We start from the raw sequence: 18,132 nt of genomic DNA, 5'->3' as shown, positions 1-18,132 counted from the left end.
CTGTTAGTCAAGTCCCATTTTTGCAGGGTTTAAGATATTGTTCGGATCAAATGCTTTTTTGATGGATTTAAACAGTGCCATCTCCGCATCAGTGAATGCCATTTTCATGTACGGTGCTTTTGCAAGTCCTATTCCGTGCTCACCAGAGAGTGTTCCGCCCAGATCAATCGTTGCCTGAAACACCTCTTCTATCGCTTTATAGGCAATTTTTACCTGCTCAGGGTCACTCCCGTCAACCATGACATTTGTATGCACATTGCCATCTCCCGTATGTCCAAAACACGGGATTTTGACATTGTATTTGTCTGCAATGGCATAAAATCTCTCTAAGAGTTCCGGTAGTGCAGAACGCGGTACCGTTACGTCTTCATTGAGCTTTTTACTGCCGTAAATACTCAGTGAAGGGGAAGCATTACGACGTGCAAACCAGATGTCTGCCGCCTCTTTGTCATCTTTTGCCACTTTAAAATCACTGCAGCCGTTTTCACGAAATACTTTTTCAATCTGTGCAAGCTGAAAATCCAGATCATCCTCAAGATTTCCGTCCACATCTGTGACAAGCAAGGCACCCGCATCAACAGGCAAACCTTTGTGAAAAGTCTCTTCTACGGCACGAATTGTCAAGTTGTCCAAAAATTCCATTGCAACAGGCGTGATGCCGCTTGCCATCGTTTTATAGACTGCTTCCATGGCTTCATTGACCGTTGGAAAAATTCCCATCGCTGTTTTTGTCATTTTCGGTTTTGGGATGAGTTTGAGCGTGATTTCTGTAAGCACTGCCAAAGTCCCTTCACTCGCGATCAAAATACCGCTGATGTTGTACCCTGCCACATCTTTTATGGTTCTCTTTCCTGCTTTAATGACATCACCATTTGGCAGAACTGCCCGCGTTGCCATCACATAATCTTTTGTGATACCGTATTTTGCAGCGCGCATACCGCCGGCATTTTCACTCACATTGCCACCGATGGTTGAATAGTCCTGACTCGCAGGATCCGGCGGATAAAAAAGCCCTACTTCTTCCACTTTTTTTTGCAAATCCATATTTATAACACCCGGTTGGACTATGGCGACCATATTTTTCATATCTATTTCTAAGATTTTATTCATATGTTTTTCCATAGCCAACACTATACCGCCTTTACTCGGCAATGCTCCACCCGTAAAGCCTGAACCTGCACCGCGAGGCACTATGATAATCTTATGTTCATTGCAGTATTTGAGTATTTCGCTGACATCTGTTTCATTTCTTGGAAACACAACCGCATCGGGTTCAAAATGCTCACGTGTCGCATCATATGAATAGGCAAGCAAATGTGCCTTATCACTGTAAATATTCTCTTCACCTACAATATTTGTAAAGTGTTGTAAATGTTTTTTATCAATCATTTTATTTTCCTGTTTCAAATTCATCAAGTAAATAATGCAACTTGGCATCACCGTTTTTTATAATACTGTAGAGTTCTTTGTTCGTTTTATTGTTTGCAACCAAAAGCTCGTAATAGTGTGGTTCATAACTTTTGAGTCTCGAACTTCCCGCTCCCCACCATGCAGCATCTATGTTGTTGACACGCGTATAAAAAGGAAGATGTACTTTGTCTTGTTTGAGTTTTGCATCACTGATACTCAGGATTTTAAAACTTTTGATGTCGAGCGTATATACTTTTTGGTTGAGATATATAAAAAGCAATCCCACGCTGCTGGCATCCGCCATCGCTTCAAAGTCCTCTTTTAAAGGTGTCGGATGTCCCCGAAAAGAAAGAACCGTTGCAAAAAGATCCGGATGGATCCATTGTGTCTGCACACTCTTGGCAATTCTATAATAAATCTCTTCATTGGGAGCAATAAGCAGTGAACGGGAGTAACCGAATGCCAACTCAACCGTATCACCGACCTGAGGTTGCCATTTTCCGTGAGGCAATGCACTGTTTTGCAAGGCAGTAAATGCACTCATTTTGATGGTTGCCGTCTTTGTTTGCGCATCAAAACTCTGCACAACCGCATTTCTGACAATGGCACTGTGCTCAGGGGTAATGTGATGCACAACAAAACCACTGACACCGACATCTATTTTGTCTGTTTTTATGGTTGCAGTTTCATTTTGATAATCAACTGAGACTACAGGTGATTTTACAACAGCGCCAAAAACTTCCAAGGCAAGTATTGTGAATAAAAGTATATATTTCATGTTTCTTCTTTGATTTTTTGTTTATGATTATATCAAACAAACCTCAGACTAAGCCAAAATTTGATAATCTTTGCAAATTATTTATTCTAGGCTTATATTTATGATACGATTTTTCATATTTTTTTTACTGATTACCTCCTCTTTTGCTGCCCATGTGGACAGATACCGGTGGAGTAACGGAGAAACTTATCTGGATTTTTTACAAAACCACAATCTTCCCTTGCGACCGCTTTACTACAATCTTGACAAGGATGACCAAAGACTCACAGAGGAGATGCGTGCAGGCATTCATTACCAGATTTTAAAAGATGACAAAGAAGAGATAGAACAGATTTTACTGCCTTTGAATGATGAACTGCAAATTCATATATACAAAGATGACAAAAGCTACAAATTTGAAGCTATCCCCATTATAAGCACAACAAAAACAGAAGCTTTTTACACAACGATAACAAGTTCACCGATGTACAATATTTTAAAAGAAACAGGTTCCAAAAAACTGGCACAGATTTTTGTTGCCAGTTTCAAACACTCGTTAAACTTTAAAAATGACATTCGCAAAGGCGATGAACTTGTCATGATTTATGAGCAGAAATATCGTCTTGGTGAACCTTTTTCCATGCCGACTTTAAAAGTCGCCATGATAGAAATGCATCACAAAAAACACTTTATCTACCTCAACAGTGACGGACGCTATTATGATGAAAAAGCCCATGAAGTCGAAGGTTTTTTACTGGCCCGTCCGGTAAGGGGAGCCAGAATATCTTCTTATTTTACAAAAAGAAGATGGCACCCTGTGCTGCATAAATGGAAAGCACATCTCGGCGTTGACTATGCTGCAAGACGCGGAACACCGGTTATTGCAGCAGGCAGAGGGGTCATTGTATGGGCTTCAAGAATGGGAAGCTATGGCAATTTGATAAAAATACGCCATGCTGACGGCTATGAAACACGCTATGCCCACTTAAAATCATTTCGCAGAGGTATTCACAGGGGCAGACGTGTAAAAAAAGGGCAGACTATAGGCTATGTCGGTTCCACCGGTCGCTCAACCGGACCACACCTGCATTTTGAACTCAGAAAGAGAGGACGCGCCATCAATCCTCTCAGAGTTGTGCAGGTAACGACCAAAAAGCTCAAAGGCAAAGCAAAAAAAGCATTTTTACGATTAAAGAAAAACTATGATGAAAGTGTCAATCTTCACCTCAACAACAAAACAGCCTGTAAAAAACGCCCGCCTTTTGAAAACATGTCCTACATCCACCTTTTAAAGGAAAAAGACAATGGGTAAAATAACTTCCATAAAAGAGCTGAAAGTTCCAAATTTTGTCAAACCCGTAGAGATAAACTATACACAAAACGGTGTAGCAAAAAAGTGGGAAGCTGTCCTTTCGCATGACAGTGTTGCCATACTGCTCTATCACACACAAAAAGATGCCTTTGTCCTTGTCAAGCAGCTCCGCGCTACTGTGCTGAACAAAAATCAAAACAACGGTTACATGTATGAACTCTGTGCCGGCATTGTTGACAAAGAGTGCTCAAATGCGCAAATAGCCAAAGAGGAGATTTTGGAAGAGTGCGGGTACGACGTACCTGTACAAAACTTGGAAAAAATCAGTGCTTTTTACACCAGTGTCGGCATATCAGGAACACATCAGACACTCTATTATGCCGAAATTGACGAGAGTATGAAAGTCAATGACGGTGGTGGACTTGAGGAAGAGGAGATAGAAGTCATATATATTCCACTCAGTGAAGCAAAAAAATTTATGTTTGATGAAAGCTATCAAAAGACAACGGGTGTTTCTTTGGCATTTTACTGGTTTTTTGATACTAAAAAAGGTCAGCACTAAAGTACCTATTTCGAGTTTCTTTTCCCCCTTCGGAACCCGTACTTCAGTGCGGGCTTTACGGCAAAACAAGTCAAAAATTTAGTGCCGACTGTTAGGTTATATAAGTCCAATACACTCTACCCAAACTCTATTGGGTCCATGTCTATTTCCGCCAAATCCACTTTTGCAGACTTCACCGCTTTTATAATATCCGTACTTTTGTCAGCCCGAAGCAGTATCTCAAACCTGTACTTGTTTGCTACTTTTTCTATGGCACATTTTTTTGCACCTACTATCTCTATACCTTTACATGTAAGCAGATTTTCATGCATTTGCCGCATAGCGTTTTGTGCTTTGAGACCGTTTTTATGCGCAAACAAAATACGACAGAGTTTTTTATAAGGCGGATACAGCTCCTGTCTGAAAATCTTTTCTTCTTCCAAAAAATCTTCATATCTCTCTATGTAGGTCTTGAAAAAATCCTCATTGAAAGTCTGCACGATGACTTTGGCATCTTTTGCCCGCCCACTTCTTCCCGCTACCTGAATCAAAGAGGCAAGTGCTTTTTCCCGCGCACGATAATCACCCATGTTCAGCATGTTGTCCATACCAAGTACCACAGCCAAAGTGACTCCGTGATAATCATGCCCTTTTGAGAGCATTTGGGTACCGACAAGAATATCACTCTCTTTGTCATTAAAACGCTTTAATGCTTTTTTGAGTTTGTTTGCCGTGGTAATGACATCCCGGTCAAACTGTTCTACTCTTGCACTCGGCAAAACTTCTTGTAAAATTTTCACCGCTTCTGCTGTTCCGAGTCTTGTACTCGATAAATGCGGACTGTGGCATTCCGGACAGACCTGAGGGATTGCCTGTGTAAAATTACAGTAGTGGCATTTCAAAGCACGCGAATGTTGATGCACGCTCATGCCGACACTGCAAAAGGCACATTTTATTGTATGCCCGCAGTCTTGACACTGCAAATATTTAAAATTGGCGCGTGTCGGCAAAAAGACGATAGCCTGCTCTTTTTTTTCTAAAATTTTTTGTAAATTTTGTAAAACCACAGGAGAGAGGCTTTCGGGACTTTTTTCGTACAGAAAACTTTTCTCGGAGCTAAAATGCCCGCCTTTGAGTCTGAAATGTGGAAATTTTACATAAGAGGTCAAAGAGGGTGTCGCACTGCCAAGCACTACAGGAACATCATAAAGTTTGCCCATATAAATGGCTAAATCTCTTGCATTGTATCGCGGTCGCGAAGATGACTTGTAACTCTCGTCATGCTCTTCATCCACAACAATGAGTCCCAGATTTTTGACAGGCAAAAAAAGAGCCGAACGTGCACCGGCAATGATTTTTGCTTCACCTGCATAGATTTTAGCCAGGGCTTTTTTCTTTGCCAGGGGTGTGAGTTTTGAGTGCCACATGACAAAATCTTCACCAAAATGTTCTTTGAGGCGTTTGGACATCTGCGGTGTCAGAGAGATTTCAGGCATTAAAAAGATGGAGGTTTTTCCTCTTTCTGCCATCTGTTCAAAGTATTTCATATAGACTTCTGTTTTTCCGCTGCCTGTATCGCCAAAAAGAAGGGAGACTTTGTGTTGTTTTAAGAAAGTGAGTGCATTTTCCTGTTTGGATGAAAGTATAATTTTTGAGGTGCTTTTTGTGTTCTTGTGACGCACAGCCCAGACTGAAGTCTGGGTTCCGAGGGCTCTTGCCTCAGTTTTATTTACACCCGGAACCGGTACTTCAGTGCCGGCTGATGTTTTGGCTACATTTTCTAAGCTGTCATATCGTGCAGCCCAGACTGAAGTCTGGGTTCCAAGGACTGCTGTTTCAGTGCCGGCTGATATTTCGTAAGGCAGCATTAATGCAAAAGCATCACCTAAAGAACAGATATAATAAGAGGCTATAAACCTGGCAAGTGCAAGCTGTTTGTCTGAAAAATGAAACGCATGTACTTCTAAAATTTCATGGGTTTTAAAATCAGGCTGTTTACATGCTGAAACAACAACACCACTGAGTGTTCTACTCTTTACATGTACGCTTACACGTCTGCCGATTTCTATCTCTTGTTCTGAGTGATAGGTAAACTCACCAAGTGGTGAACCTATGAGTGCTATATTGTAGTAATTTATACGCAAATTTAAAAAGATTTATTTACACTATATGATACAACACTAACTGTCAATTTCGATTATTTGTTTTGTTCCGTATATTATTGTAGCTGCAAAAAGAACTGCTACTGCTACAATTGCAATTGTTGCTAAATCCATTTCATAAATCCTTTAATCTTTTTATATTCGAGTGAATACTTCGTGATATTATAATAAATAAAGCCAAAAGAGAAGCGACAAGTTTAGCCATACTTAATTATACTCGAATTTCGATTAATTATTTAGTCTACAAGTTTATCGCAAATTGTATCTTGACCGGTATTTAAATCAAATCTTCCTGTTGTAGGGCTATAGGTAAAGGCACAGTTTTTACCGCCCACTTTATATACATAATGCAAATAAGGTGCAGCATTATCTGTGGTACTCCAATGCCCATCTGTATTTCCGGCTTTTATGCCATACATTAAAAGCTCTCTGGTTCCGTTCCCGTCAAAAAGAGTTGTACTGTTTTGACTCAAACCAGAGATATAATCCGGATCGCCTTTGATAATATGCGCCTGTCTGTCTGTCAAAATAGCAGAACGCACCGAAGCAATATCGGCACGCGCTTTACTTATCTGTGCATCTGTTCTTGTTGCGGCAAACTTGGGAATGGCAATACTTGCCAGGATGCCCAATACAACAATGACAAAAACAAGTTCTATCATTGTAAAAGCCTGTTTTGATTTCTTCATAAGCGTATAACCTTTTGTCAATAAATAACAGATGTTCCACGAAGCTTCATTGGGTACTGCGAAGCATCTATTGCCCCTTGTAGTGCCTCACAGAGTGTGTCACTGCCTGCATTGCCAAAGAGAATCGTTAAATTATCATCATTTACACCTGTCTGTATCTGTATTGTAGCACAATCATTTACAGAACCGACTTTAAAAACTGCTTTCTTATCTGCTGTGGAAATAGCCGCTTCTCCTGTGTTTTCCAAGGAAGATATGGCATTGGACATTACAGAAAGATTGTTTTCAGTTTTTGCTTTACTCATTGCATACGAAGCGATTTCAGATGCCCCTGTCATTATACTCATTGCCATTTTAGAGACCTCGGCATCGCTTCTTGTTGCAGCCAATTTAGGAATGGCTACAGCTGCCAAAATACCTAAAATAACAATGACAAAAACCAATTCAACCATTGTAAAAGCGCTGTGAAACGAATGTCTCTGAAATCTATTTTTCATCACTATTTATTCCTTGATAATATAAAACAACTGGATTTGTTTATAGTATCATAATTTTCATTATTTTTGTTTTAAAGTTTTAGGAGATTCTATAATTAGATAGATAGTGTAATAAAAGCTTAAAGAAATAAAAATATTTTACAGAAATTCCCAACTCATAAATTGAGAATTTCTGCAATGTTCATCAATAGTAAATATTAATATACTATATTAGTACCACCAAATTGATGTGTTCCATTTAAATCTTTGGCCTCAACCGCAGTCTTTACATTTGCACAATAAGTTCCACCAGCACCAGTATAAGTTACTGTAATATTACCATCAGTTGCTGAATTCCCCGTAGAGACACTATAACATTTAAGTTGCGTACAAGATGCTGAACTATTATCTTCTGTTCCTGTTGCTGTATAAGCATTACCCGCATCATTTATACATGTAGCAATATTTGTAAGTTCCGTTGAAGCTTTCGCATCATCACGTGTCGCTGCAAGTTTTGGAATGGCAACTGCTGCCAAAATACCTAAAATAACGATAACGAAGATCAATTCGATCATTGTAAAACCAGCTCTTTTCATAAGAACTCCTTATATTTTTAAAAATTGGATTACTCTGGTAATCTTAGAGAACATTATGGACCTATTTACATTAAAGTTTGCTTAATTTTAGTTTTTTACATGGAAGCAATTGAGCCCGCACTGTGAAGTGCGGGTTTTGAGAAGCCCTTTAGATCTTTTTGGTTCGTTTTTTTGTTTGAATGACGCATGGTCCGCACTAAAGTACGGATTCCGAGAAGGAATAAAATATATGGAATAGGATTTGCTTGTTTAGTGTTACATGTAAAGAAGGAGTATTTATGAGCATTGAAATATCTAAAACACATTCCCTTTTGACGAAGGCGATGGACTATCGTGTTGCACGTCAGGATATGATAGCATCAAATATTGCCAATGCGGATACACCTTATTACAAACCAAGAGATATCAGTTTTGAAGATGCTTTGATTGCACAAAAAAACGCCCTGTATCAGGACAATGCACATCAGTTGAAAATGGCACAGACAGACTCCAGACATTTGGCGCCAAAAGAAGAAACAAGCCAGGTAAAGCCGACACTCTTTTTCAGAGACGGGCATATGGCTCGAAATGACGGCAACTCTGTCGATATAGATGTGGAAACAACCGAAATGAGTAAGAACTCCATCATGTTTAATGCCATTGTCATGGCGGCAAAAAAAGATGCAGGTATATTTAAAAGTGTTATAGATGCTTCGGCAAAAGTAAATTAAGGATAAAAAAAAATGAGTAATTTTCTCAACAGCTTTGATATCAGCGGATACGGACTCTCAGCCCAAAGAGTTCGTGTCAATGTCATCTCAAGCAATATCGCCAATGCCCAAACAACAAGAACAGAAGAAGGCGGACCCTATCGTCGCAAAGAGGTTGTTTTTAGAGCTGTAAACTTTAATGATGTATACAACAAAGCCCTGGGTGAGACTGCACAAAGTGCCAAATATCAAGACCCTTTGAATGAAGGACAATTTGGACAAAAGGTAAATCCTGCTATAATGAGTGTAGTAGTTGACAAAATTGTAAGAGACGACAGCAAACCTCTTATGAAATTTGAGCCAAACAACCCCGATGCAGATGCAAACGGATATGTGGCATATCCAAATATTAATCCTGTGGTCGAAATGTCCGATTTGGTAGAGGCAACACGCTCGTATCAAGCCAATGTTGCGGCATTTCAAAGTGCAAAGGATATGGCAAACGCTGCCATATCACTGTTGCAGTAAAAAAGGAAGTGAAAGATTATGAACAACATTAATAATATTTCCGGTGCCTCAACAGCAGACCTTTTAAAACAAAAAGGCAGCACTGAAAAAACCGGAGGCGAAGCTTTTGCCCAGCAGTTAAAATCAGCCCTCAATGAAGTCAATGACATTCAAAAAGAGAGCGAAGAAGCTATAGCGGATTTGGCGACAGGCCAGGTAAAAGATCTTCATCAGGCAGCTCTTGCAATCGGCAAAGCAGAAACAAGTATGAAACTTATGTTAGAGATTCGAAACAAAGCATTAAATGCCTACAAAGAGATTGGCAGAACACAATTATAACCTGCCTCAGCACATAATAACTTCATGGTAAACCGTAACAAAAGTAAAAAAATATTCCTTCTTTATGTCCTTATTTCTCTTGCTTTTGCGGTTTTTTTAAGTGTTATGCTTCTCACTGCCACAAAATCACGCCGTATGCCCTCTTTGTATGCGACAGAAAGCTCAAAAGCACAGCGTGGCAGCATCATCAGTGCAGATGGTTTTCACATAGCTACAACAAAAAAACTCTATAAAGCAGTTGTCAATACCCGATACATCGACCCTGATAAAAAAGAGTTGTTTGTAAAGCTTTTCAGTATTTACTCAGGCATGGCACCAAAGGCCATTAAAAAAAGACTCTCCAAACGCAAAGGTGTTGTCGTTTTGAGTTATAATGTTCCCCAGATAAAAGCACATTATCTCAAAACACTCGCGAGAGAGCTGCGACGCTTTAAAGTATTTTTAGAGTTAAAAAACCCGGCAACAGGGCTTCGTTCTGTGCATGGGCTCAGCATACTTGAGAGCGGGGAAAGCCGGGAGTATCCTTATGGAACCCTGCTTACTCCTGTTATAGGTTATCCGCATAAAATAGAAGAAGACGGATACACCTCCATCAAAGGAGTCAAAGGACTTGAAAAAAGATTTGACAACGAACTCTCACCCAGACAAGACGGCTACAGCAGAGGCAAACGCGATGTAAACAGCTACATTATTTTAAATAAAGAGAGCTTTACCAAACCAAAAATAAACGGGCTTGACATCAAACTGACCATTCCGGTTTCTTTTCAAATACGCATAGAAAAGATGCTTGATGGCATGAAAAAAGAACTCCGTGCAAAAGAGGTAATGATTGCTGTTATGGACTCCAAAACAGGTGATGTCTATGCAATAGCGAGTTCCAATAGATATTTACCAAAAAAGATTAGACGCAGTGACTATCCCTCTCTAAACAGCTCCATGATAGAGTACAGTTTTGAGCCGGGAAGTGTTTTGAAGCCTATCACTTTTGCCCTGCTCCTCGAACACAAACTTGTCAATCCCTATGATTTGGTAAACGGACATAACGGACGCTTTAAAATAGGCAGAAAGGTTATTACTGATGAGCACAGATTTGACTGGCTCTCGGCTGAGAATGTTATAGTCTACTCTTCAAATATCGGTATAGCCCAGCTGGCACAAAGACTCTCCGGATATGATTTTTATCAAGGGCTGAAAAAATTTGGTTTTGCAAGCAAATCCACACCTGATTTGATTTATGAAAAAAAAGGCTCTGTTCCAAGTGCCAAACGGCTTGAAAATGAAATATACAAAGCTACCTGTGCCTACGGTTACGGAATCCGTGCGAATCTTATGCAACTGCTCCGTGCCTACAGTGCTTTTAACAACAACGGGCGCATGGTAAGACCTAAACTTGTCAAAAGCTTTATAGATGAACACGGCACTGTAAAAGAACTCGGTTATGAGGAGAGTGTGCAGGTTATAAAAAGTGCCACAGCCAAAAGAATGAATAAGATTTTACTCAAAACCGTGAATGAAGGCACCGGAAAAAAAGCCATCACAAAAGGATTGCAAATCGGCGGAAAAACAGGAACTGCGCACATTGTTGAAAAAGGACAGTATGTAAGGAAATACAATACTGCTTTTATGGGATTTGCCAATGACAAAAAGCACAAATACACCATAGGTGTCATTGTTATACAGCCTAAAAAAAGCCAGTTTGCAGCCCAGACTGCTGTTCCTGTCTTTAAAAAAGCGGTTGATATTATGATAGAAGAAGGTTATTTAGAGCCAAATATTGTCAAGTAGCCTTGTCTCTCCAACAATCACTTCCACAAGAATAACAGTATTGCCGATTTGTACTTTTTCTATTACTTCAAAATCACGATTAAGTATTTCTACATATTTTATTTCCAAAGGAGACAAGATAGCGTGCATCTCCTCTTTAATTTTTACTGTATCCAAAATATTTTTACTGATAAGCTTTGAAGCTGCATATAATGACTTTGGAATTTTCAAGGCTTCTTCCCTTTGTGCTTTTGAAAGATACACATTTCTGCTGCTGAGTGCCAGTCCATCGCTATCGCGAACGATATTTACAGGAACAATTTCAACATCCATAAAAAACTGTTTTACCATGAGACTTATGAGATTAAGCTGTTGGGCATCTTTTTTTCCAAAGTAGGCTCTTGTCGGGGAGACAATATTGAGCAGTTTCATGACAACTCTCAAAACGCCGCTGAAATGTCCCGGTCTTGTTGCACCTTCTAAAACATATCCGCGTACATTAGGCGCACAGATTTTCACTTCATCGTTGCTGTACATATCCTCTGCGGTGGGGAAGAAAAGGACATCTACGCCTGCCAGTTCACATATTTTCTTATCGGCATCATCTTTTTTCGGATATTTATCTAAATCTTCGCCTGCCAAAAACTGTGTCGGATTGACAAAGATAGAAACCACAACTATTTCATTCTCTTGCCTTGCGCGCTTTATCAAAGCAATATGCCCTTCATGCAAAGCACCCATAGTAGGGACAAAGCCTACTGATGAATTACTCTTTTTTAGATGCTCTTTTAGTTCTAAAGGATCCGAAATAATCTTCATTTTAAGTCCTGATATAATATAATTGCAATTATAACAAATTTAACGCCACTAAGTGATGGAAGATGGACAACTACGAATACACAGAACTTTTGAAAAACATTGACAGCAAAATGAAAAACATTACAGGTGTTGTCGAACCGGATAAAATTGAGACAAGATTAGAAGAAATACAGAAAATGGAAAATGATCAGGATTTTTGGAATGATGCTGCTTATGCAGGCAAAATACAAAAAGAGAAGACTCAACTCCAAAGAAAACTTGATAAATATACTACTGCCAAAAATGCTGTTGCAGATGCAAATGAGCTGTATGAGATGGCAAAAGAAGAAAATGATACAGAATCTCTTGAAGCACTCTATGAAGATGCTCCAAACCTGGAAAAACAGATTCGTGATATGGAGATTGAGGTACTTCTGAGCGGAGAAACCGATGCAAACAATGCAATTCTTTCCATTCACCCCGGTGCCGGAGGAACGGAATCACAGGACTGGGCCCAAATGCTGCTGAGAATGTACAAACGATGGGCGGAGAGACGTGGGTTTAAAGTAGAAGTTTTGGATTACCAGGCAGGAGATGAAGCGGGCATCAAAGATGTTTCCATTCTTATAAAGGGCGAAAATGCCTATGGTTATCTCAAGGTTGAAAACGGTATTCACAGACTTGTAAGAATTTCACCCTTTGATTCCAATGCCAAACGCCATACCTCTTTTGCCTCTGTTATGGTTTCTCCTGAAATAGATGATGATATCGACATTACTATCGAAGACAAAGACCTGCGTATAGACACCTACCGATCAAGCGGTGCCGGCGGACAACATGTAAACAAAACAGAATCTGCTATACGATTAACGCACATTCCGACAGGCGTCGTTGTGCAGTGTCAAAATGACAGAAGCCAGCATAAAAACAAAGCCACAGCCATGAAAATGCTCAAATCCCGTCTCTATGAATTAGAACTTGAGGAACAAAAAGCGAAAGAAGCAGGCATCGCCAAAAGTGAAATAGGCTGGGGACACCAAATACGCTCTTATGTTATGCAGCCTTACCAGCAAATCAAGGACACAAGAAGCAATGAAGCCTACTCTAATGTCTCTGCTATTTTGGATGGAGACATTGATGGCATGATTGAGGGTGTTTTAATAGCCATGAACCGTTCTTAATCCTGCTCTTTTTTCACAAAACTGTAGGCAAGAAACAAAACGCCCAAAATCATTGCAAAAACAGTAAGGTATCTTTGTTGCTGTTCCTGCGCACTCATTAAAGATTCTCGAAAAGTTGTTACATCCGGTTTAGCCTTTTTCAGACTTTTCACATCTCCTTTGACACTTGCTTCCATTCTTGCTACATTTGCTGCTGCTATTTCAGTTTCACTTACCACCGTCTTCGGTGTCGTCCAGAAATGTGCTGCAAAACCGATCAAAAGCATGAGTGCACCAACTGATCTGAGTATCATAATCTTATGTTTTAAAAAAAAATCCATCTGTCCTCTTTTTTTTTGCTCTTTCTAAAGCAAATTATGTCAGAATCTCAGTATGAATCTACTTAAAGAATTTTTACTTGATGATACATGCTCCTATCTGAGCGACAAAAAACAAACTACACACTATAAAGTGATCAACAATTGTGATTCCAAATCCTGTGAAGCTCTGATTGAACGAGGATACCGTCGTTTTGGAAAAATGTACTTTAGACCCATATGCACTGCATGTACAGAGTGTCAGAGTATTAAGATTGATGTAGAAAACTATACATTCAGTAAATCTGCCAAAAGAGTTATGAAAAAAGCAAAAGATATTACTTCTTACATACAGGTCCCTAGTGTAACGCAGGAGCACCTTGAACTCTTTGAAAAGTACCATCTTTATATGCATGATAAAAAAGGGTGGGACTACTCTGCAACAACTGCACAGCACTACTATAACTCTTTTGTCACAGGCCATGCTGACTTTGGCTATGAAGTGCTTTATTATGATCAGGAAAGGCTTATTGCCGTAGATTTGATAGATATACTTGAAAACGGAATATCATCAATCTATTTTTATTATGATCCGGATTATGCCCAATACTCTTTAGGCAAGCTCTCCTTGTATAATCAAATAAAATATGCTAAAAATACAAACAAAAAATGGATATATCTGGGGTACTATGTAGAAGGCTGCCCTTCGCTTTCTTACAAAGCACAATATACTCCTTACCTCACACTCCAAGGCAGACCGCACGAACATGAAAAATTTATATGGTCTTAGAGAGCTCTTTTTTTTGTTCTTCTCTGATTTGTAACTTTTTCTTTTGAACTTCTTTGTTAAGCTGTTCTTCCAGTTTTTGCTGTTCGAGTTTGTCTTTTTTTCTGATTCTTTGAATTTTTTCTAATTCTCGTTCTTTTTTTCGTTGCAGCAGGCTTTTTTTACGCTCTTTTTTTGCCTGTAATTTTTTATCTTCATCCAAATATTTTTGTATTATTCCTGTTGTATTTACATCATCAGAATGTGCAAAATAGTAATCGAGTATCTTGTTTTTACTTCTTTTTTCATCAATCAGTCCACTGTTTGCCAGTTTTGTGAAAAGTTTTGAATTTTCATTTTCAATTGCCAAATCCAGATTTCTTTTGACAGAGCGTACAAAAAAATCATTTGTCCGTGAAAGTTCTCTTAATCTGTTTAGGTAGTGCATCTTGTCTTTAACCACACCTTCATCCAGAAAAAAACCCTCTTTTTTCAACTTTTTGACAGCAGCAGCATACTCTTGTATTTTCTTTTCATACGGTGCATATTCTTTTATATTTGTAAGCTTTTGAATTTTATCTACATTATTGTAAATAATATCACCAAGCGCAGAAAAAGCTTTTGGATTTTGTGCCGCAAGCAGTGTAGTGAGTATAAGTAAAAATAGTATTTTATGCATTCATATCAGCCTGAAAAATTTTTATCATTATAACAGAATTTTTATTTTTAAAAGAGGAAAGTCTCCTCCCTTACAGGAGAGGAGAGAGGTGGTACAATTTATAATAAAACGATTGTTACCCGTTACGTTTTTTCTGAATCTCTTCAGCTATATTTCTTGGAACTTCTTCATAATGATCAAATTCCATTGCATATGTTGCACGTCCCTGAGTTGCAGAACGAAGGTCAGTTGAGTAACCGAACATTTCAGCAAGTGGAACAAAAGCATCAATAATTTTGTTTCCTGCTCTATCACTCATATTGTTTACCTGTCCGCGTCTACGGTTCAAGTCACCGATAACATCACCCATGTACTCTTCAGGAACTTCAACTTCAACTTTCATCATCGGCTCAAGTATAGCAGCATCTGCTTTACGACAAGCTTCTTTAAATCCCATTGAAGCAGCAAGTTTAAATGCCATTTCATTTGAATCCACATCATGGTAAGAACCGTCGTACAGTGTAACATCAATATCTTCCATAGGATATCCGGCAAGAACACCTGCCTGCATCGCTTCTTCACAACCTTTTTCAACAGCAGGAATATATTCTCTTGGAACAGTTCCCCCTTTGATTTCGTTGTGAAATACAAAGCCGGAATCAGCTTCACCCGGCTTCACTTTTAAGAATACATGACCAAACTGACCACGACCACCAGATTGTTTTGCATATTTGTATTCCTGGTTTACTTCTTTCTTGATTGTTTCACGGTAAGAAACCTGTGGTGCACCGACTTCTGCTTCAACTTTAAACTCACGCTTCATTCTGTCAACAAGAATTTCAAGGTGAAGTTCACCCATACCTGAAATAATAGTCTGACCTGTTTCATCATCAGTGTGTACTCTGAAAGACGGATCTTCGGCAGCTAGTTTTCCTAGAGCGATACCCATTTTTTCTTGGTCAGCTTTCGTTTTTGGCTCAACTGCAACAGAGATAACCGGTTCAGGGAAATCCATTCTCTCTAGTACAACTTTTTCAGCAGGATCACATAGAGTATCACCCGTAGTTGTTGATTTTAATCCAACAACGGCACCGATTTCACCGGCATATATCTCTTTAATTTCTTCACGCTTGATAGCATGCATTTTCAAGATACGACCGATTCTTTCTTTTTTGTCTTTTGTAGTATTGTGTACATACGAACCTGATTCTAAAGAACCACGGTATACACGGATAAATGTAAGAACACCCACAAAAGGGTCAGTCATAATTTTAAATGCCAATGAAGCAAAAGGACCGTCATCAGTTGATTCAACAACAACTTCTTTCTCTTCATCATCCATCATAGTACCCATAATTGGCGGTGCTTCAACCGGTGAAGGAAGATAGTCAACAACAGCGTCAAGCAGAGTCTGAACACCTTTGTTTTTAAATGCAGTACCCGGAGTCATCGGAACAACAGCCATACCGATTGTTGCAGATTTGATAGCCGCTTTGATCTCTTCTTCAGAAATTTCTTCGCCTTCAAGGAATTTTTCAGCGAAATCATCATTACCTTCAACTTCAGCCAAAGTCTCAAGCATTTTTTCTCTGTATTCGTCTGCAATTTCCTGTAACTCAGGACGAATATCCTGTACATGGTAGTTTGAACCCATCGCAGCATCTTCATCCCAGACAATCTCTTTCATTTTAACTAAATCAACAACACCTTCAAACTTGTCTTCAGCACCGATAGGTAACTGAAAAGGCATCGGGTTTCCTTTAAGACGTTCACGAATCTGACGCTCTACCTCATAAAAATCCGCACCTGTTCTGTCCATCTTGTTAACAAAAACGATAGACGGAACTTTATAACGGTTACGTTGTCTCCAAACTGTTTCTGATTGTGGTTGCACCCCACCGACAGCACAGAATACTGAAACAGCACCGTCAAGTACACGCATAGAACGCTCAACCTCAATAGTAAAGTCAACGTGGCCCGGAGTATCGATAATATTTATCTGTTTTCCTTGCCACTCACATGTTGTTGCCGCTGAAGTAATTGTAATACCACGCTCCTGCTCTTGTTCCATCCAGTCCATAGTAGCTGCGCCATCATGAACCTCACCAATTTTGTGCTCAACACCAGTGTAGAAAAGAATTCTTTCTGTTGTTGTTGTTTTCCCTGCATCAATATGTGCAGCAATACCGATGTTTCTTACATCTTCTAATTTATGACTTCTTGGCATATGTTATCCTGTTACCATCTGTAATGAGCAAATGCTTTATTAGCTTCTGCCATTTTATAAGTATCTTCTTTTTTCTTAAATGCTGAACCTTTATCTGATGCAGCATCCATGAATTCATTTGCCAATCTCTCAGCCATTGTTCTTTCATTACGTTTACGAGCAGCATCAACCAACCATCTGATTGCTAGAGACTGTTGACGCACCGGGCGTACTTCTACTGGAACTTGATAAGTAGCACCACCAACACGGCGACTTTTAACCTCTATAATAGGTTTGATATTCTCAATAGCTTCATTAAATGTGTCTATTCCTGATTTTTCTCCACGAGAGCTAATGATGTCCATTGCACTGTAGATGATTTTTTCAGCTGTAGATTTTTTACCATCTAACATGATTTTGTTAATAAATTTCGTTAAAATTTTGCTTCCATAAACCGGATCTGGCATAATTTCACGAACGGGAGCTTTTCTTCTTCTCATTTGTAATTTTCCTTACTTCAATTTGTATTCTTCAAATTTACTCAAAATTAATCACTAAAGATTAATCCTGTAGCTATTGAATTAATATATTAAAAAAATAATCTTAGATTATTTTTTTGGTTTCTTAGTTCCGTATTTAGAACGGGCAACCATACGATTAGCAACACCGGCAGTATCTAGTGCACCACGAACGATATGATACTTCACACCAGGTAAATCTTTAATACGACCACCACGTACAAGTACGATAGAGTGTTCTTGAAGGTTGTGACCTTCACCACCGATATATGAAATAACTTCAAAACCGGAAGTTAATCTGACTTTCGCAACTTTTCTTAAAGCCGAGTTAGGTTTTTTAGGTGTAGTTGTGTAAACACGTGTACATACACCACGACGCTGTGGACATGAGTCAAGAGCAGGTGATTTTGATTTTTTAATCACACGTTTACGCTCTTTACGAATCAATTGATTGATTGTAGGCATAC

At 39.1% G+C, this 18,132-nt stretch carries 20 protein-coding genes; 8 read left to right on the top strand and 12 right to left on the bottom strand.

What is annotated here, in order from left to right:
- Window positions 1-3: 3 nt before the first annotated feature.
- Together LCX93_RS01795 and LCX93_RS01790 are read right to left on the bottom strand one after the other, a co-directional pair.
- On the bottom strand, window positions 4-1,389 hold the full coding sequence (locus LCX93_RS01795; RefSeq protein WP_226067670.1) for an FAD-linked oxidase C-terminal domain-containing protein: 1,386 nt from the start codon (window positions 1,387-1,389) through the stop codon (window positions 4-6).
- 1 nt (window position 1,390) lies between these two features.
- On the bottom strand, window positions 1,391-2,188 hold the full coding sequence (locus tag LCX93_RS01790; RefSeq protein ID WP_226067652.1) for a plasminogen-binding N-terminal domain-containing protein: 798 nt from the start codon (window positions 2,186-2,188) through the stop codon (window positions 1,391-1,393).
- Between the two features lie 100 nt (window positions 2,189-2,288).
- On the opposite strand from LCX93_RS01790, the gene LCX93_RS01785 reads away from it, so the two are divergent.
- Window positions 2,289-3,479 carry a peptidoglycan DD-metalloendopeptidase family protein gene (locus LCX93_RS01785; protein WP_226067635.1) on the top strand — a complete coding sequence of 397 codons (1,191 nt, stop codon included), beginning with the start codon at window positions 2,289-2,291 and terminating at the stop codon, window positions 3,477-3,479.
- The gene (locus tag LCX93_RS01780) at window positions 3,472-4,041 is read left to right on the top strand and encodes an NUDIX domain-containing protein (RefSeq protein WP_226067633.1); all 570 of its coding nucleotides are present in this window, start codon (window positions 3,472-3,474) and stop codon (window positions 4,039-4,041) included. Before LCX93_RS01785 ends, LCX93_RS01780 begins: the two co-directional genes overlap by 8 nt.
- A gap of 116 nt (window positions 4,042-4,157) precedes the next feature.
- Here LCX93_RS01780 and LCX93_RS01775 read toward each other — a convergent pair whose 3' ends face one another.
- From LCX93_RS01775 to LCX93_RS01760, 4 genes are all read right to left on the bottom strand, one after another.
- Entirely contained in the window at window positions 4,158-6,164 is a 2,007-nt protein-coding gene (locus tag LCX93_RS01775) for a primosomal protein N' (RefSeq protein WP_226067631.1), read from the bottom strand.
- A gap of 254 nt (window positions 6,165-6,418) precedes the next feature.
- Window positions 6,419-6,871, bottom strand: a complete 453-nt coding sequence (locus LCX93_RS01770; protein ID WP_226067629.1) for a type II secretion system protein — start codon at window positions 6,869-6,871, stop codon at window positions 6,419-6,421.
- 17 nt (window positions 6,872-6,888) lie between these two features.
- On the bottom strand, window positions 6,889-7,368 hold the full coding sequence (locus tag LCX93_RS01765) for a prepilin-type N-terminal cleavage/methylation domain-containing protein (protein WP_226067627.1): 480 nt from the start codon (window positions 7,366-7,368) through the stop codon (window positions 6,889-6,891).
- Between the two features lie 197 nt (window positions 7,369-7,565).
- Window positions 7,566-7,943, bottom strand: a complete 378-nt coding sequence (locus LCX93_RS01760; RefSeq protein WP_226067625.1) for a type II secretion system protein — start codon at window positions 7,941-7,943, stop codon at window positions 7,566-7,568.
- A 278-nt stretch (window positions 7,944-8,221) separates the two neighbouring features.
- On the opposite strand from LCX93_RS01760, the gene flgB reads away from it, so the two are divergent.
- Genes flgB through LCX93_RS01740 form a run of 4 tightly spaced genes read left to right on the top strand, consistent with a single transcriptional unit; the run spans window position 8,222 to window position 11,263 of the window.
- Window positions 8,222-8,653, top strand: coding sequence for a flagellar basal body rod protein FlgB (gene flgB / locus LCX93_RS01755; RefSeq protein ID WP_226067623.1), 432 nt, complete (start codon window positions 8,222-8,224; stop codon window positions 8,651-8,653).
- 12 nt (window positions 8,654-8,665) lie between these two features.
- Window positions 8,666-9,160 (top strand): flagellar basal body rod protein FlgC, encoded by a 495-nt coding sequence (gene flgC, locus LCX93_RS01750; RefSeq protein WP_226067621.1) that lies wholly within the window; start codon window positions 8,666-8,668, stop codon window positions 9,158-9,160.
- Between the two features lie 18 nt (window positions 9,161-9,178).
- Window positions 9,179-9,478, top strand: coding sequence for a flagellar hook-basal body complex protein FliE (fliE, locus tag LCX93_RS01745; protein WP_226067619.1), 300 nt, complete (start codon window positions 9,179-9,181; stop codon window positions 9,476-9,478).
- Between the two features lie 24 nt (window positions 9,479-9,502).
- The gene (locus tag LCX93_RS01740) at window positions 9,503-11,263 is read left to right on the top strand and encodes a peptidoglycan D,D-transpeptidase FtsI family protein (protein WP_226067617.1); all 1,761 of its coding nucleotides are present in this window, start codon (window positions 9,503-9,505) and stop codon (window positions 11,261-11,263) included.
- Here the strand turns inward: LCX93_RS01740 and panC are convergent.
- Entirely contained in the window at window positions 11,240-12,061 is an 822-nt protein-coding gene (gene panC, locus LCX93_RS01735; RefSeq protein ID WP_226067615.1) for a pantoate--beta-alanine ligase, read from the bottom strand. The genes LCX93_RS01740 and panC overlap by 24 nt on opposite strands.
- A 62-nt stretch (window positions 12,062-12,123) precedes the next feature.
- Between panC and prfB the strand changes: the two genes are divergently transcribed.
- Complete coding sequence (gene prfB, locus LCX93_RS01730) at window positions 12,124-13,221, top strand: peptide chain release factor 2 (protein WP_226067613.1); 1,098 nt, start codon at window positions 12,124-12,126, stop codon at window positions 13,219-13,221.
- On the opposite strand, the gene LCX93_RS01725 is transcribed toward prfB, so the two are convergent.
- Entirely contained in the window at window positions 13,218-13,541 is a 324-nt protein-coding gene (locus tag LCX93_RS01725) for a hypothetical protein (RefSeq protein WP_226067612.1), read from the bottom strand. The two genes, prfB and LCX93_RS01725, sit on opposite strands and share 4 nt — an antisense overlap.
- Before the next feature lie 52 nt (window positions 13,542-13,593).
- Here LCX93_RS01725 and LCX93_RS01720 point away from each other — a divergent pair, with 52 nt between their 5' ends.
- Complete coding sequence (locus LCX93_RS01720; RefSeq protein ID WP_226067610.1) at window positions 13,594-14,307, top strand: arginyltransferase; 714 nt, start codon at window positions 13,594-13,596, stop codon at window positions 14,305-14,307.
- Here the strand turns inward: LCX93_RS01720 and LCX93_RS01715 are convergent.
- The 4 genes from LCX93_RS01715 to rpsL all read right to left on the bottom strand — a co-directional run bounded on the left by LCX93_RS01715 (window position 14,294) and on the right by rpsL (window position 18,130).
- Window positions 14,294-14,962: a hypothetical protein gene (locus LCX93_RS01715; RefSeq protein ID WP_226067608.1), complete on the bottom strand. Its 669-nt coding sequence runs from the start codon at window positions 14,960-14,962 to the stop codon at window positions 14,294-14,296. The two genes, LCX93_RS01720 and LCX93_RS01715, sit on opposite strands and share 14 nt — an antisense overlap.
- Before the next feature lie 115 nt (window positions 14,963-15,077).
- On the bottom strand, window positions 15,078-17,168 hold the full coding sequence (gene fusA / locus LCX93_RS01710; RefSeq protein WP_226067606.1) for an elongation factor G: 2,091 nt from the start codon (window positions 17,166-17,168) through the stop codon (window positions 15,078-15,080).
- 11 nt (window positions 17,169-17,179) lie between these two features.
- On the bottom strand, window positions 17,180-17,647 hold the full coding sequence (gene rpsG / locus LCX93_RS01705; RefSeq protein ID WP_226067598.1) for a 30S ribosomal protein S7: 468 nt from the start codon (window positions 17,645-17,647) through the stop codon (window positions 17,180-17,182).
- A gap of 108 nt (window positions 17,648-17,755) precedes the next feature.
- Window positions 17,756-18,130 carry a 30S ribosomal protein S12 gene (gene rpsL, locus LCX93_RS01700; protein ID WP_151901147.1) on the bottom strand — a complete coding sequence of 125 codons (375 nt, stop codon included), beginning with the start codon at window positions 18,128-18,130 and terminating at the stop codon, window positions 17,756-17,758.
- Window positions 18,131-18,132: the final 2 nt, after the last annotated feature.

Source organism: Sulfurimonas sp. SWIR-19 (genome assembly GCF_020410885.1).
GTDB classification, from domain to species: Bacteria; Campylobacterota; Campylobacteria; order Campylobacterales; family Sulfurimonadaceae; genus Sulfurimonas; species Sulfurimonas sediminis.
This window is presented reverse-complemented; position numbering and strand designations above follow the sequence as displayed.